Genomic DNA, 15,326 nt, shown 5'->3' on the forward strand with positions numbered 1-15,326 from the left:
GCAACCACAGCCCGAAAGCCTGAGCCGCACCGCCCCGAACTTGCGTGCTACCTCAGCCGCCGCAGCTGCGCGAGAGCTCCTGCAATGAAGCGAAAACCCAAGCCACGCGGGCGAAATGCTCACGTACGATGTTGTGACATCCATCCAGTGGCGAAGTCGACGGCTGCCCGCTGCGACATCAGACGGGCGGTCGCCGCGCCTACACCGCCGACCCGAACATCGGCCACAGCCTCGAACGCGGACCCGATACGATCGAAGTCGCTCTCGTCCTCCGCGACGTCTTCCCACTCCTGCCATGACGCCGTACCGTCCGGCCGGCAGAGCGATCCGGAGACCAGATGCCGGGCTGGGTCAGCCTGGCGCCACTCGGCTAGATGTAGTGAGGTGTTGTTCGCGTGACCACAGCCGAGCAGGAGGACTGATCCGTCCAATCGGTACACCGCCCCCAGGGGAGAGCGATCCCCGAGCGCGTCGTCGAGAAGATGTTCCGACACGATTTCTTCGGCTGCTGCGCCGACTGCTGCGAAGGAGAACTGGGGATGGATGCTCCGTCGCGCTCCGGGCCAGGTCCGTACGAGCTCGGCGAGCCGTCCCATGCCGCGTCCGGCAGGGGTGCGATCCGGATCGAAGCCCGGCGACTCCGCCCTGATCACCGGCCACCACGGCTCCGGTACCGGCGGATTGGTCCACCGCGCCGGATCTGAGTTCTCCGGCGTATGCGTCGGTACGACCAGGGTCCCTTCCGGCGTCAGCACCGCGAGCAACGCCTCGACAACGGCCTGCGGTCCGCCGACCACGAACCCGATGCTGCGCAGCGAGGAGTGCATCAGGACCACGTCCCCAGCGCGCACGCCAAGCACTCTGAAATCGGCCGCTAGCGAACCGACCGTCGAACAGGTTTCCGCCATTGGTAGTCCGGGCGCGATGCCGCCAGGCGGCCGGCCGGTCTCCCCCTCTCCGTTCGTAGGCATGCCCTTGGGCGAAGCGAACGCCACCCGCACCCGACCGCACCAGCAACCACGCAACCGAGCCAGCGAAGGCCACCCCACACCCAACCACGGCAACAGCCGACCGAAGCGAAGGCGCCGCGGTGCGGGTCATGGAGCCACCCCACCACGGCGAGCAACCACAGCCGCCGAGCGAAGCGAAGGCGCAGGGGGTGCGGGTGGCGGAGCCCCCGCTCGCGGCAAGCGAAGCGCAGCCGCACAACACGACGAAGGCGAGGCGGTCCGCGTTCTCCGCGGACACACCTCGCCTCTCGCCTTCGTGGAGCTGAGGGGATTCGAACCCCTGGCCTCTTCGTTGCGAACGAAGCGCGCTACCAACTGCGCCACAGCCCCGCGCGGTGCACCAGGTTTCCCTGGCGACCGCGAAACTCTAACACGGAGATGCTTCCAGTCTGAAACCGGATATCAGTCGCCGACCGCGCGCTTGATCTCCGGCTCGTCCGCGACGGTTGCGGGCGGCGACTCGACGACGAGCGGGGTCTCGGCCGGGTCCGTCGTACGGGCGCTGGAGAAGACCTCGTCGTCAGTCAGGGAGATGGTGCGGACCGTGCGGTCGGGAGCCTTCTCCTTCAGGACGTACGTCGGCAGCGTGACGGGCACCGGGTCCCACAGGCCCTCCGACGGCGCGGGAGGCTTCGAGGCGGGCGCGTCAGCTGAAGCGGGGAGCTTGACCTCGATGGTCATCTCCTCATCCGGCGACGGAGCGGGCTTGCCGGCCGGACCGCGGTCGTGGCGGGCCTGGGCGCGGGCCCGGCGCTCGGCGGCGAAGCGGGCGCGCTCGCGGGCCTGGCGCCGCAGTTGCACCCGGGTGAGTACGACGAACGCGACGATCAGCGCAGCCGGGATCGCGACCGCCCACCAGAGCAGGATCTTCAGCCCGGCCAGTGCGGTCACCGACAAGAGCGAGAGGGTCAGGATCGACAGGACCCGCCGGCGGCGCATCGCGGCCACCCGGCGGGCTCGGTTCGGGACGTAGCGGGGACGAACCGGCGGCGGCAGGTCCTCCTCAACCGCGCCGGAGACAGCGCCGGAGGCAGCGCCGGAAGCGGCACCCGAAGCAGCGCCGGCACCGGCCGGGCGTACGACGTACCGCGGCCGCGACGGGTCGCGCGAAAGCACCCGCGCGTCGGCGGCCGACGACACCGGTCGGCGCCTGGCCTCGTCTCCACGCTTCAGCATCATCGGGACGAGGTAGGCGGCCCACGCGGCGACGATCGCCACATAGATCAGCCCTGTCGTCCCCATGCGACGACGCTAAGACCCAGCGAGGGCCAGATGAGGCATGTCCGCCGGTGTGTCGCAAGAGAACTCGTGTGACTGGTGTGAATAGCACGCAGCGTAGTCAGCTCAGTCGCGATACGAGACCGGGTCCGACTTCCTCGACGTTGAGGGCGAAGATGCGGTGGTCGCGCCAGTCGCCGTCGATGTGCAGGAACCGCGGCCGCTCGCCCTCGTACCGGAAGCCGAGCTTCTCGACCACCCGCAGACTCGCCTTGTTCTCGGGGCGGATCGCCACCTCGATCCTATGCAGGCCGAGGGTGAACCAGCAGTGGTCCGCGGCCATCGCGACCGCGGTCGGCACGATGCCGCGGCCGGCGTACTGCTCGTCGACCCAGTAGCCGAGGTTCGCCCAGCGCGCTGAGCCATAGGTGATTCCGGACACGGTGAGCTGGCCGACCAGCGGCCACTTCGATCGCGCACCGGGCCCGGCGGCGCCGCCGTACGTGATGACGAACGGCAGCATGCGTCCGTAGCGGGCCTGCCGGTTCCAGTCGCGTGCCATCGCGCGGAACGTACGTGCGCCGTCCTCCGCGCCCGGCGGCTGCGTGGCGTCCCACGGCCGCAGCCAGCTGACGTTGCGCTGGCGTGCAGCGGCCCACTCCGCGCCGTCGCCCGCACGCAACGGGCGGAGCCCGACCTGCCCGTGCCGGAGTTCGACGGGCCAGTGGACGATGGCCATCAGTCGGTGTCCGTCCTGACATGGTCGCCGCCACGGACCTGGTCGACCGCGTGCCGCAGCAACGGCTCCAGCACGGCCAGCCCGTCCTTCACGCCGCCGCGCGACCCGGGCAGGTTCACGATGATCGTCGTACGCGCGACACCGGCGAGACCGCGGGACAGAGCAGCAGTCGGTACGCCGTTCGCCACGCCATAAGCACGAATCGACTCAGCGATCCCAGGGATCACCCGATCCAGAACGGCAGCCGTCTCCTCGGGTGTCGCGTCCGTCGGAGAGATCCCGGTGCCGCCGGTCGTGACGATCACGTCGTACGACGCCGACACGCCTGCGCGCAGCGCATCACCAACAGGCGCACCATCCGGCACCACGTCAGGACCGGAGACGTCGAAGCCCCACTCAGTCAGCCGGGCAGCGATCAGCGGACCAGTGGTGTCGGTGTAGACACCGGCGGCGGCGCGGTTGGACACGCTGACGACCAGAGCCCTCACGGCCGCTCCCAGTGCCCGGTCTTGCCGCCTTCTTTCAGCTCGACGCGGACGTCGGACAGCACCGCAGCCGGGTCGATCGCCTTCACCATGTCGATCACTGCAAGCCCTGCGACCGCCACCGCGGTCAGCGCCTCCATCTCGACCCCGGTCCGGTCCGTCGTCTTCACCGCGGCGGTGATCAGTACGGCGTCGTCCGCCACCTCGAGGTCGACCTTCGCTCCAGTGATCGCGATCGGGTGGCAGAGCGGGACCAGGTCCGGGGTGCGCTTGGCGCCCATGATCCCGGCGATCCTGGCGACACCGAGCGCGTCCCCCTTGGGTACGCCGTCACCGCGCAGCGCGGTCACCACCTCGGCCGAGACGTAAACCTTGCCGCTGGCAACGGCCCGCCGGCTGCCCGCCTCCTTGGCCGAGACGTCGACCATCCGTGCGGCCCCGGTCTCGTCGACGTGGGTCAGTCCGGTGGCAGGCGTCGTACCGGTCTCGCGCCCGGGGTCCGTCATCCCGTCTCCTCGTCCAGCAGCATGAGCTCCACCTGGTCGCCGGCCCGGACCGACGTGACGTCCTCGGGCACCACGATCAGCGCGTTCGAGCGGCTCAGCCCGCCGAGCAGGTGTGAGCCGTGCCCGCCGACTGTACTGGCCATCCAGCCCTCGTCGCCGGACGTGGCCGCAGCGCGGACGAACTGGCGCCGTCCGGCCGGTGAGTTGAAGCTGTCCAGCGAGACCCCGTGCGCCGGCTGCCGGCGGTACGGCATCTGGCCCATCAGCTTGCGCAGCGCGGGCCGGACGAACACCTCGAAGGACACGTACGCCGACACCGGGTTCCCGGGCAGCGTGAAGATCGGCACCTCGTCGTCGCCGAGGACACCGAACCCCTGCGGCTTCCCCGGCTGCATCGCGACCTGCGGGAAGTCGACCGTGCCCGTCTTGGTGAGGACTTCCTTGACCACGTCGTACGCGCCCATGCTGACGCCACCGGTGGTGATCACCAGGTCCGCGCGGACGAGCTGGTCGGACAGCGTGTCCATGATCCGCTTCGGGTCGTCACCGACGATGCCGACGCGGTACACCACCGCTCCAGCGTCCCGTGCCGCGGCGGCCAGGGTGTAGCTGTTGGAGTCGTAGATCTGCCCCTCATGCAGCTTGCTGCCCGGCTCCCGCAGCTCGGCGCCGGTCGACACGACCACGACACGCGGGCGCGGCCGCGCCTTCACCCGGGCCCGTCCGACAGCGGCCAGTACGGCGACCTGCCGCGGACCGATCACGGTGTCCGAGTCCAGGACCTGCTCCCCCGCCTGCACGTCCTCGCCGGCTCGCCGGACGGACGCGCCCAGTGCGGGCTGCTGAGCGATGCGCACGTTCGCCGTACCGCCGTCGGTCCACTCGACCGGTACGACGCTGTCCGCGCCCCGTGGCATCGGTGCGCCGGTCATGATCCGCACGCAGGTCCCAGGCGTGACCACGATCGGCTCGACCCGGCCGGCCGCGATCTCACCGACCACGGGCAGCATGACCGGGTTGTCCTGGGACGCCCCCGCCAGGTCCGCGGTCTGGACGGCGTACCCGTCCATCGCGGAGTTGTCGAACCCCGGCAGGCTCAGCCCCGAGACGACGTCCTCGCACAGCACCAGCCCGACAGCCTCCATCAACGGCTGGTCGAACGCCGGCAGCGCCCGCACCCTGCCCAGCACCACTTCCAGGTGCTCATCCACACTTCGTCTCACGAGATCTGACCCTAGTCCAACGGCACCGGACCCCTGCCACTCACCAAGGGACAGGGACCGGCCGGCTCCCCGGCGTGTCGGGAGCCTGGCATCAGGTTGGTGAGTGGGAGCGGTCCGCCTCCGGATGACTCCCCCACACCATCCGGATGTCTGGAGCCCGTTCCTCGTTCGCGGCGCCGTCGGTACGGCGGACCTCGGTGAAGCCGTGCGCCTGGTAGAAGGACTGGGCCCGGGTGTTGGACTGGAAGGTCCACAGCGCCAGTCCGCCGGGCCGGAGGTCCTTGGCGAGGTCCACCAGGGTGGACCCGATCCCGAGGCCGTGCGCGTCCGGGTCGACGTACAGCTGGTCGAGGTCGTCACCGTCCAGGGTGAGGACGGCGACGATCCGGCCGTCGTCGAGCGCGATCCAGGTCTGGGCGTCCGGCAGCAGTACGTCGGCGAACCAGGAGGCCACCTGGTCGGGGCTGTGGATCGCGGCCGGCAGTTGCGCCGGGTCGGCGTGCCGCGACCGCCACCACAGCCGGGCTGCCTCGTCGGTGTCGTACGGCTCCAGCGGCCGGATCAGCAGGTCGTCCACACACTCCCCCAGGTACGAGCGTCAGCCGCCGAGCTCGGTGCTGTCCGGGATCTCCCGGCGCTCACCCGGCGCCGCGGCGAGCTCGACGTCACCGGCCACCGTCACATCTTTGCCGAAGGCAACGTCACCGCGCACCTCGAGCCGGTCGGCCCGGACCAGCGACGGCGGTCCGGCCGGGAACCGGGCCTCGAAGTCGGCCAGGACCTTGAAGAACTCCGGGTCCAGGTCGACGTACGGCTCGTCGCCCTCGTGGGTCGTGGTCAGGTCGCCGGCCTCGGTCAGCTCGTACACGTCGGACCGCAGCACCAGCAGGTCGTTCGTGGTCTTCACCGGCTTGAACCGGCTGCGGTCCACCAGCACCGCCTGGGACCCCTCGAAGGTCTCGATCGCCGTCCCCATCCCGGTCTCCAGCTGGATCACCTTCGGCGACGACGGGTCGGCCGGGTCGACGGTCTTGCGGTTCACGATGATCGGCAGCCCGAGGATCCCGTCGTGCCCGGCCATCAGCTCGGCCAGGCGGTCCAGGTCGATCCACAGGTTGTTGGTGTTGAACGTCTTGTGCCGGGTGATGTCCTGGAAGTGCTTGCCGTCCTCCTCGGCGACCTGCGCGCTGTCCCGCAGGATCAGCCGGCCGTCGGACTTGCGCACCGCGACGTGCCCGCCCTTGCGGTCGGACCGGGTCCGCCGGCAGACCTCCATCCCGAACGGCACGTCGTGCTCGGCCATCCAGGCCGCGATCCGGGCGTCCGGGGTGGCGCCGAGGTTGTCGGCGTTCGAGATGAACGCGTGCCGGAAGCCGCGCTCGCGCAGCGCGTCCAGGGTGCCGGAGGCAACCAACGCGGTGAACAGGTCGCCGTGGCCGGGCGGGCACCAGGCCAGCTCCGGGTCCGGCGGCCACTCGGCCGGCGTCAGGTCGTCCGCGAGCAGCTTGGGCTCCATGTTCTGCAGGAAGTCGAGCGGGAGGCCGTCGAGCGCGAGGCCGTCGTACTCGCTCAGGATCTGCAGCGACTCGTCCTTGGTCCGGAAGGAGTTCATCAGCACCAGCGGCAGCGGTACGTCGTACTCCGCGCGGGTGCTGAGGATCTGTCGGGCGATGATGTCGAGGAAGCTCAGCCCGTCCTTGACCGGGAGCGCCGACTTCGGCCCGGTCACGCCCATCGACGTGCCCAGGCCGCCGTTGAGCTTGATCACCACCGTCTCGGCCAGCGCGGCCCGCATCGCCGCCGGGTCGGCGTCGAGGTGGTCCAGGTGCGGCAGGTCCCCCACCGGCTCGATGTCGTCCTCGCGGATCTTGCCCTGCTGACCGGACTCGAGCAGCCGGTAGTAGTGCGTGAAGACCCGGATCGCGACCTCGGCAGCGCCGGCCGCGCGCATCTTGTCCTGCGCTTGTCGTAGACCTGCCTCACTCATGTCCCAACCCTAGGGGACGCCGGGTAATCACCGTGTTATCCGCGTCACGTGCTTACGATCAGGGAGTGTTCCCGTCCAAGGCCGCCGCACGTCAGTCCTTGCTGAGCGCTCGCAGGGCTCGGCCGCACACGGGTGACCTGCTGGGGACTGCTCAAGCGCAGCCTCAGGTGCAGGCGGCGCGACGGGTCGCTCTGTACGTGTCGATGGGTGCGGAGCCGCAGACTGGTGCGCTGATCGACTGGCTGCTGGCTACTGGCCGTGAGGTGCTGCTGCCGATCCTGTACGCCGACAACGACCTCGGCTGGGGCGTCGCACCGGGCGCAGCCGACCTCGTACCGGGCCGACTCGGCCTGCGCGAGCCACCTGTCGATCTTGGCCCGGACGCCATCGCCACGGCCGATCTGGTCATCTGCCCAGCGGTGGCAGTCGCCCGCGACGGCGTGCGCCTCGGCCGCGGCGGCGGGTCGTACGACCGTGCACTCGCCCGCGTCAGCCCGGGTACGCCGATCTGGGCCGCGGTGTACGACGCAGAGGTCATCGAAGAGCTCCCGGCGGACGATCACGACCACCTGGTGCACGCAGCGCTGACGCCAAATCGGTTGATCGCGCTGAGAAGATCGCGGGATGACTGAGAACGCTGTACATGCTGCCGCAGCAGCCGCACGGAGCCTGGGCCTGACCGTCGACGACCCGACCGTTCTGTACGACGCGTTCTCCGTAGTGGTCCACCTCAAGCCGTCACCGGTGGTCGCGCGGGTCCCCATGGCCCTGCCGGAGCCGCTGATGGAGCCGGAGGTCGCCGTACGGCGGATGCAGCGTGAACTGAACGTGGCCGCGTGGCTGATCGGCCAGGGCAAGCCTGCTGTCGCGCCGTGCCCGCTGGTACCGCTGGAGCCAGTGCAGCAGGACGGGTACTCGATGACGTTCTGGCAGTTCGTGGAGGAGGACAAGTCCGCAGAGCCGGACTACCTCGCTGGGACCGCGCGGGCGGCCGAGCTGCACGCCGTACTCGCGGACTACCCGCAGGAGCTCCCGTGGATGACGCCGCTGCTTGCGGTGCCGCTGGCACTCGCTCACCTGGATGCAGTACCGGGTCTGCTCGAACAGGACGACATCGACCGGGCGCGGGCCGAGTGGGAGGTGCTGGGGCCACTCCTGACCACCCGGACCGCCTTCGAGGAGGTCTTCCCGTCGGCGACGATCCAGACGATCCACGGCGACGCGCCGTCATACAACGTGATCCCTACTGCGGACGGCGTGCTGTGGTCCGACTTCGAGGACACGACGCTCGGTCCGATCGAGTGGGACATGGCTGGGTTCGGTCCGGATCTCGGGAAGGTCTACAACGAGGCTGCGGCCGCCCTTGGGCGCCCGCTGCTCGATGAGCGGATCCAGCAGGTCATGGACGCGGCGCGCGTCCTGCAAATCATCGCGTGCACTCCGATGGTGCCGTTGCTGCCCTCCCTGGCGGACGGGATCCGGATGTTTGCTGGGCAGTGGCGGGACACCCCGTTCGCTGGTGGACTGGGCTGATGCTGAGCGAGTACGTCGACAACGGCCACCTCTCCGGACTGGTCTCGCTGGTGAGCCGGGGCGGTGAGACGCGTGTCGAGGTACTGGGCAACACCGCGTTCGACGGTCCGCCGATGCAGCGGGACAGCCTGTTCCGGGTCGCCTCGTTCACCAAGCCGATCGTTGCCGCGGCGGCGATGATCCTGGTCGACGAGCTCCGGCTGTCCATGGACGCACGCGTCGACACGCTGCTGCCTGAGCTCGCGGGCATTCGCGTACTTCGAAGTCCGGACGGGCCGGTCGACGACACCGTCCCCGTGGAACGGCCGATCACGTTGCGGGACCTGCTGACCTTCCGGCAGGGGCTGGGTGAGACCGACCACCCGGGGATCCGGCAGCGGGAGGAGGAGCTGGAGCTGCGGACGTTCGGGCCGCCGGTGCCACGGACTCCGCTCGAGCCGGACGAGTGGATGCGACGGTTCGCAAAGCTGCCGCTGCAGTACCAGCCCGGTCAGCGCTGGATGTACTCGACCGGCTCGCACTTGCTCGGCGTACTGATCGCACGAGCGACAGCACAGCCGCTGGAGGTGTTCCTGCGGGAGCGGTTGTTTGGACCCCTCGGCATGCGTGACACCGGATTCACCGCCTCCGACCCCACCCGACTGACCACGGCGTACGTCGGTGACGACCTGCTCGACCCCGCGACGCAGAGCCAGTGGCTGGAGCCGCCGTCGTTCCCTGACGCGAGTGGTGGGTTGATCTCGACGGCGGACGACTTCCACGCGTTCGCACGGATGCTGCTCGCGGGTGGTGACGGCATCCTGTCGCCGGCGGTGGTCGCAGAGATGACAACGGACCACCTGACGGCCGGCCAGCGTACGGCGGCCGCCGACTACCTCGGCCCGGACACCGGGTGGGGCTACGGGCTCTCGGTCAGCGCTGATCGCTACGGCTGGGCCGGTGGACTGGGCACGCTCTGGTCGACCACTCCGGCCGACCAGACGATCTCGATCCTGCTGACGCAGCGCGCACTGTGGACCTGGCCGGAGGAGCTGTTCGCAGAAGCCAGCTCCCCGGCCTGGTGACTGCTACGGCTCCGGCTTGGTGAAGGTGACCGTGTGCTCGCGGGTCGCCTCGACCGCGCCCTTGGTGTAGGCCCACGGCAGCGTCTCACCGCGCACCCACAGGTCCGTCTGGTCGGTGTAGTTCGACGAGAACGCGTGCCCGGAGACACCGGTCAGGTTGATCCACCGGGACTTGTCGAAGTCGGACAGGTCCACGACCATCCGCATCGACGGTGTCGCGGTCACGCCGTACCCCTTCGACGCGTCCCACGCGGTCGCGTTGACGATCGAGGAGCCGCCGCCCAGCTCGTACGGACCGCGGTTGAACAGCTTGTCCACCGCACCGATGCCGGACTTACCGAGCGTCTGGTTGGTCAGCGTGAGCTTGTGCAGCTGACCCCACTTCCAGTTCGCCGGGTCACGGGCCATCTTCTGGGTGATCTCCTGCCGCGCGTCGATCATCGCCTCGCGCAGGATGTCGTCCCGGCTCTCGTGCTGCCCGGTCCGCAGGTCGTCCCACCAGCCGCTGTTCGGCTGGCCGAGCAGCGTGCGGATCACCTCGAACCAGCGCGACCCGCCGTCCGGCCAGGTGCCTTCGGGCAACTGGTCGTGGAAGGTCAGCGCAAGCAGGTTGCGCCAGACCACGTTGAAGTACGCCGCCGCCGCGGAGTCGGCCGGCTGGGTGAAGTCCCAGTTCCGCAGCGTGTCCTGGCCCTGGCGCTCGAACTCGTCGTCGATGCCGATCTGGAGCAGGTACGGCACCAGCATCTCGGCGGCCCGGTTCTTGGCGTCCAACTGGATCGACGCCATCGCGTTCGCGTCCAGCTTCCCGGCGGTCTTGATCCGGTCCAGGATCTGCTGCGACCGGTACCCGTAGTCCCAGTCGTTGGTCAGGTAGTAGGTGTACGTCCGCGGCACCACCGCCTGGTTCGCGGTCACGATGATCCCGTCCGCGGGATCGAACTCGGTCGGTAACGCATCGAACGGGATGTACCCGGTCCAGTGGTACTTCGGGTCCCAGCCCGGCACCGGCCAGTCGCCGCGGCCGGTCTTGCGGATCGGGATCAGGCCGGGCGCCTGGTAGCCGATGTGGCCCTCGGTGTCGGCGTACACGAGGTTCTGCGAGGGGACCTGGAACAGCTGCGCGGCGGACCGGAACTGGGTCCAGTTCTGCGCCCGGTTGATCGCGAACAGCGCGTCCGCGGTGCGGCCCGGGTTCAGCGCGGTCCACTGGATCGCGACCCCGTACGGCGTGGTGTACTTGCCCTGCTTCGAGGCCAGCTCACCGGTCTCGCGCTGGTCGTCGCCGACGTCGGAGATGAGTGGACCGTGTCTGGTCTCGCGGACGGTGATCTTCACCGGTTCGTCCTGGCCGGCGACCTTGAACGTCTCCTCGCGGGTCGCCATCGCCCGCCACTTGTTGTTGTAGAGGACGTTGTTGCCGTCGATGCGCTCGAGGTAGAGGTCGGTGACGTCCGGGTCCAGGTTCGTGAAGCCCCAGGAGATCGCGTTGTTGTGGCCGATCACCACTCCGGGCAACCCGGAGAAGCTGAAGCCGGAGACGTCGTACGGGCAGGCCTTGCCGACGTTGTTGCAGTGCAGCCCGACCTGGGTCCAGATCCCCGGCATGGTCGCGCCGAGGTGCGGGTCGTTGGCCAGCAGCGGCTTGCCGGTGGTGGTGTGGTCGCCGGAGACGACCCACGAGTTCGAGCCGATGCCGTCACCGCGGCCGAGCAGCTGGGGCAGACCCTTGGCCACCTTGTCGACCGAGTCCAGCGACTTCAGCAGGTCCTTGGTCAGCATCCCGCGACGGGCCTCGGAGGCGATCGGCGCGGTGGTGAACTTGCCGTCCCGGACCGCGCCGTAGGACATGATCGGCTCGTTGCGGTCGTACGGGTACGGCGGGTAGAGGCTCTCGATGTTGCGTGAGGGGAACGACGCGAGCAGCTTCGTCCGGGTGATCTCCTCGTCCATGTTGCCGCCGAGGTCCCACGCCATCGCCTTCAGCCAGGCCAGTGAGTCGGCCGCGGTCCACGGCTCGGGCCGGTAGTCGGTGCCCTTGAGCGACAGGACGGCGTACTCGAGGCTGAGGCCGGAGCCGCTGTGGGTGTCCAGGTACGCGTTCACGCCGCGGGCGTAGTCGTCCAGGTACTGCCGGGTGGACGGGGTGAGCAGGCCGAGCTCCTTCTCCGCGACCCGGCGCCAGCCGAGGGTACGGACGAACTTGTCGGTCTCCAGCGCGTCCTTCCCGAACAGCTCCGACAGCCGCCCGGCGGTGACGTGCCGGCGGAAGTCCATCTCGAAGAACCGGTCCTGCGCGGCCACGTAACCCTGCGCGGCGAACAGATCACTCGGAGTGTCGGCATAGATCTGTGGAATGCCGTTGTCGTCCCGGACCACTTCGACGTCGCCCTCGAGACCGGTCAGCTCGATCGATCCGTCGTACGTCGGGAACGAATGGCGGACGACGAAGACGACGGTGCCGGCGATCACCAACAGGACGGTGGCGAGGGCGATTCCGCTCATGATGACGACTCGTAGCAGGCGACGCACGGACCAACCGTAGAGAATCCCGCCGCACACCCCAAATGGGGTGCCGCACAACTTTGCGTGGCTCTGCGTCCGGTGGACATCCACGCAGCGTTGAGGTAACACGCGCCCGACTTGGAATACTTCGGGGTCCTGGCGCATTATTAGCAGTCGAGTAGTAGGAGTGCCAACGGCCTGAAGGGAACGAACCGTGCCGACGTACCAGTACCAGTGCACCGACTGTGGTGAGGCGCTCGAGGTGCGGCAGAGCTTCACGGACGACGCATTGACCGTCTGCCCCGCCTGCCAGGGCACCCTGCGCAAGGTCTTCAACGCCGTCGGCGTCGTCTTCAAGGGCTCCGGCTTCTACCGCACCGACAGCCGCACCTCCGGCAAGACCACAACCTCCTCGAAGTCCGACGCGACCTCCACCCCCAAGTCCGAGTCCTCCTCCTCGACAACCACCTCCTCCTCGGACTCCTCAAAGTCCTCCTCCAGCACCTCCTCCTCAACCACCAACACCAGCGCCGCCTGACCCCGGCCCGCGACCCCCTGTGGATAACCAACAGGCGGGGTGAGGGGAAACTCGTACTTTCTCTGGCATGAGAAACCCCTTCGCACTTCGTGAGCTGTTGCGTGCTGTCAGGTGGCACCGCCGGTTGCTGGCTGGTGTGGCCGCCGCGGCTGCTGTCTACTTCGGCCTCGTCGCCCTCTCCCCTCCACCCCCGCCGACCATCGCCGTTCTGGCCGCAGCGCGCGACCTGTCCGGCGGAGCCGTGCCCAAAGGCGACGACCTCCGCACCCTGAACCTCCCACCCGGAGCAGTCCCCGACGGCGCGCTCAAACCCGGCGCCGACCTGACCTCCCGCGTGCTGACCGGACCGGTCAGATCCGGCGAACCACTCACCGACGCCCGCTTCCTGGCACCACCCTCCGTCCCCAAGGGCGAGCTCGCCTACCCGTTCCGCATCGACGACGCCGACATCAGCGCCCTCCTCCGCGTCGGCGACCACATCAACCTGTACGCCGCCACCAGCACGCCGGCCGACTCCGCCAGCCTCCTCGCCCGAGGCGTCCGCGTGGTCGCCCTCCCGACTCCGCGTACGACGACCGCCGGCGCGCTGATCGTGGTCGCCGCCACTCCCGAGACCGCGACCCGCCTGGCCCAAGCCACCGCCAACTCCAAACTCACCGTCGCCCTGACCCCGGACACCAGCTGACGATCACTTGTCGGACACGACTGAGCACGATCTGTGGTGCCGCGGCGCGCTCGCTCGCGTGAGCGAGGCGGTGGCCCTACGTTGACCGGGAACATCACCCGCTCCGTGGAGGCACACCCACATGCTCAAGGGCTTCAAAGAATTCATCATGCGCGGCAACGTCGTCGACCTCGCGGTCGCCGTCGTGATCGGCGTTGCGTTCGGCCAGGTCGTGACCGCGATCGTGAACAGCCTGATCAACCCGCTGATCGCGGCGATCTTCGGTAAGCCGGACATCAGCGGCGTCCTGACCTTCACCATCAACAACGCGGAGTTCTCGATCGGCGCGGTCCTGCAGGCAGGCCTCAACTTCCTGTTCGTCGCCGCCGCCATCTACTTCGTGATCGTGCTGCCGCTGAACAAGCTCGCCGAGCGCCGCGCCCGCGGTATCGAGCCCGAGCCCGACCCGCTGACCACCGACCAGCAACTCCTCACCGAGATCCGCGACCACCTCGCCGCCCGGCGCTGACTGCAGCGGGGAGCGGGTGGGCGCCCCAACCTCAGCCCCTGAGCTCGCCACCTGCCCACCCGCTCCCCAGGTCAACGTTTTCCACAGGCTCCGCGGCGTTGCGCCAGACCACACCGGAGAACCGATCCGCCAAACAAACAATGTGATTCGAGTCGATCAACCGCAGCTCGCGATGCGGCCGACCGCAGCCCTTCATGGCACAATTTCGGTGAGCGCTTTCTGAAGGGCGGAGCCGGTGGCCAGACTGTCGTCAGGGGATCGCCCCACGGTGAAGGACGTCGCGGCGATCGCCGGCGTCTCGGCCACGACCGTCTCCCGGGTGCTCGCGGGCAACTACCCCGTTGCCGCCACCACCCGCGGCCGGGTGATGCGTGCGGTTCAGCAGCTCGACTACGTCGCGAACGCACAGGCCCGCGCCCTGGTCGGCGGCGGTCCGCGAACGGTCGCGTTCATCATCCGCGACCTGGTCGGCCCGTTGTTCGCCTACATCGGTCAAGGTGTCGAGCAGCAGACGACAGCCGAGGGACGACTATGCCTGGTCTGCACCCACAACGGTGACCCGGACCGCGAGCTCGAGCTGATCGAGCTGATGCGCGAGCAGCAGGCCGAGGCCGTCGTACTCGTCGGTGGCGGTGTCCGTACGGCGGCCCACCTCGAGCGGATGAGGCAGCTCGCCAAGGCTCTCGACCGGACCGGCTCCCGGCTGGTGCTCTGCGGTCGTCCACCGATCGGCGGGGACGCACCGTCGACAGTGGTCGAGTACGACAACGAGGGCGGTGCGTTCGCAGCCACGAGCTACCTGATCTCACTCGGCCATCGCCAGATCGCGATCGTCGGTGCCGGCGTACCCGAGCACACCACCACGAAGGCGCGCTTCGCCGGCTACAGCCGTGCACACAAGGCACACGGTCTCGAAGTCGAACCGCAGCGCGTGCTGCCCGGTGAGTACGATCGCGAGTCCGGATACCAGCACACCAAGGCGCTCATCGACCAAGGCATCCCGTTCACCGCGATCTTCGCGATCACCGACGTGGTCGCCAGCGGCGTCCTGTTCGCCCTGCGCGAGGCCGGGCTGCGCGTCCCCGAGGACATCTCGGTGATCGGGTACGACGACATCCCGCTGGCAGCCGACCTGACACCGGGGCTCAGCACGGTCCACCTCCCACACGAGGAGCTCGGCCGGACCGCGATCCGGCTCGCCCTGCACCGCGACCAGCACGCCCTCGACCAGCACGTCGTCCTCGGCACCCACCTCGTCATCCGCGACTCGACCGGCCCCGCACCACACCACTAGCCGGCCTGCACCACAGCAGGCCCTGCACCAC

16 protein-coding genes and 1 tRNA gene are annotated in these 15,326 nt (G+C 69.1%); 7 read left to right on the forward strand and 10 right to left on the reverse strand.

Annotated elements, in window-relative coordinates:
* Window positions 1-119 precede the first annotated feature (119 nt).
* The 9 genes from ACIBL3_RS42840 to ACIBL3_RS42880 form a co-directional block, all read right to left on the reverse strand.
* The gene (locus ACIBL3_RS42840) at window positions 120-851 is read right to left on the reverse strand and encodes an aminoglycoside N(3)-acetyltransferase (RefSeq protein WP_396359756.1); all 732 of its coding nucleotides are present in this window, start codon (window positions 849-851) and stop codon (window positions 120-122) included.
* Between the two features lie 416 nt (window positions 852-1,267).
* A tRNA-Ala gene (locus tag ACIBL3_RS42845) sits at window positions 1,268-1,340 on the reverse strand.
* 72 nt (window positions 1,341-1,412) lie between these two features.
* Window positions 1,413-2,252: a hypothetical protein gene (locus ACIBL3_RS42850; protein ID WP_396359757.1), complete on the reverse strand. Its 840-nt coding sequence runs from the start codon at window positions 2,250-2,252 to the stop codon at window positions 1,413-1,415.
* A 97-nt stretch (window positions 2,253-2,349) separates the two neighbouring features.
* Entirely contained in the window at window positions 2,350-2,967 is a 618-nt protein-coding gene (locus ACIBL3_RS42855; protein WP_396359758.1) for a GNAT family N-acetyltransferase, read from the reverse strand.
* On the reverse strand, window positions 2,967-3,455 hold the full coding sequence (locus tag ACIBL3_RS42860; RefSeq protein ID WP_396359759.1) for a molybdenum cofactor biosynthesis protein B: 489 nt from the start codon (window positions 3,453-3,455) through the stop codon (window positions 2,967-2,969). Before ACIBL3_RS42860 ends, ACIBL3_RS42855 begins: the two co-directional genes overlap by 1 nt.
* The gene (gene moaC / locus ACIBL3_RS42865) at window positions 3,452-3,958 is read right to left on the reverse strand and encodes a cyclic pyranopterin monophosphate synthase MoaC (RefSeq protein ID WP_396359760.1); all 507 of its coding nucleotides are present in this window, start codon (window positions 3,956-3,958) and stop codon (window positions 3,452-3,454) included. Before moaC ends, ACIBL3_RS42860 begins: the two co-directional genes overlap by 4 nt.
* Window positions 3,955-5,181, reverse strand: coding sequence for a gephyrin-like molybdotransferase Glp (gene glp, locus ACIBL3_RS42870; RefSeq protein ID WP_396359761.1), 1,227 nt, complete (start codon window positions 5,179-5,181; stop codon window positions 3,955-3,957). Before glp ends, moaC begins: the two co-directional genes overlap by 4 nt.
* A 91-nt stretch (window positions 5,182-5,272) precedes the next feature.
* Window positions 5,273-5,758: a GNAT family N-acetyltransferase gene (locus ACIBL3_RS42875; RefSeq protein ID WP_396359762.1), complete on the reverse strand. Its 486-nt coding sequence runs from the start codon at window positions 5,756-5,758 to the stop codon at window positions 5,273-5,275.
* 21 nt (window positions 5,759-5,779) lie between these two features.
* Window positions 5,780-7,168: a UTP--glucose-1-phosphate uridylyltransferase gene (locus ACIBL3_RS42880; RefSeq protein ID WP_396359763.1), complete on the reverse strand. Its 1,389-nt coding sequence runs from the start codon at window positions 7,166-7,168 to the stop codon at window positions 5,780-5,782.
* A gap of 65 nt (window positions 7,169-7,233) precedes the next feature.
* Between ACIBL3_RS42880 and ACIBL3_RS42885 the strand changes: the two genes are divergently transcribed.
* The 3 genes from ACIBL3_RS42885 to ACIBL3_RS42895 are packed head-to-tail and all read left to right on the forward strand — an operon-like array spanning window position 7,234 to window position 9,765.
* Complete coding sequence (locus ACIBL3_RS42885; RefSeq protein WP_396359764.1) at window positions 7,234-7,800, forward strand: 5-formyltetrahydrofolate cyclo-ligase; 567 nt, start codon at window positions 7,234-7,236, stop codon at window positions 7,798-7,800.
* Window positions 7,793-8,701 carry an aminoglycoside phosphotransferase family protein gene (locus tag ACIBL3_RS42890; protein ID WP_396359765.1) on the forward strand — a complete coding sequence of 303 codons (909 nt, stop codon included), beginning with the start codon at window positions 7,793-7,795 and terminating at the stop codon, window positions 8,699-8,701. The genes ACIBL3_RS42885 and ACIBL3_RS42890 overlap by 8 nt, the downstream gene beginning before the upstream one ends.
* Window positions 8,701-9,765 (forward strand): serine hydrolase domain-containing protein, encoded by a 1,065-nt coding sequence (locus ACIBL3_RS42895; RefSeq protein WP_396359766.1) that lies wholly within the window; start codon window positions 8,701-8,703, stop codon window positions 9,763-9,765. Before ACIBL3_RS42890 ends, ACIBL3_RS42895 begins: the two co-directional genes overlap by 1 nt.
* A 3-nt stretch (window positions 9,766-9,768) precedes the next feature.
* Here ACIBL3_RS42895 and ACIBL3_RS42900 read toward each other — a convergent pair whose 3' ends face one another.
* Window positions 9,769-12,297, reverse strand: a complete 2,529-nt coding sequence (locus ACIBL3_RS42900) for a penicillin acylase family protein (RefSeq protein ID WP_396359767.1) — start codon at window positions 12,295-12,297, stop codon at window positions 9,769-9,771.
* A gap of 187 nt (window positions 12,298-12,484) precedes the next feature.
* Between ACIBL3_RS42900 and ACIBL3_RS42905 the strand changes: the two genes are divergently transcribed.
* The 4 genes from ACIBL3_RS42905 (at window position 12,485) to ACIBL3_RS42920 (ending at window position 15,295) form a co-directional block, all read left to right on the forward strand.
* Window positions 12,485-12,808 carry an FmdB family zinc ribbon protein gene (locus ACIBL3_RS42905; RefSeq protein WP_396359768.1) on the forward strand — a complete coding sequence of 108 codons (324 nt, stop codon included), beginning with the start codon at window positions 12,485-12,487 and terminating at the stop codon, window positions 12,806-12,808.
* A gap of 67 nt (window positions 12,809-12,875) precedes the next feature.
* Window positions 12,876-13,493 (forward strand): Flp pilus assembly protein CpaB, encoded by a 618-nt coding sequence (locus ACIBL3_RS42910; RefSeq protein WP_396359769.1) that lies wholly within the window; start codon window positions 12,876-12,878, stop codon window positions 13,491-13,493.
* A 121-nt stretch (window positions 13,494-13,614) separates the two neighbouring features.
* Window positions 13,615-14,001 (forward strand): large conductance mechanosensitive channel protein MscL, encoded by a 387-nt coding sequence (gene mscL, locus ACIBL3_RS42915; RefSeq protein WP_396359770.1) that lies wholly within the window; start codon window positions 13,615-13,617, stop codon window positions 13,999-14,001.
* A gap of 268 nt (window positions 14,002-14,269) precedes the next feature.
* The gene (locus ACIBL3_RS42920; protein WP_396359771.1) at window positions 14,270-15,295 is read left to right on the forward strand and encodes a LacI family DNA-binding transcriptional regulator; all 1,026 of its coding nucleotides are present in this window, start codon (window positions 14,270-14,272) and stop codon (window positions 15,293-15,295) included.
* Window positions 15,296-15,326: the final 31 nt, after the last annotated feature.

It is taken from the genome of Kribbella sp. NPDC050124, assembly GCF_044460355.1.
GTDB lineage: Bacteria > Actinomycetota > Actinomycetes > Propionibacteriales > Kribbellaceae > Kribbella.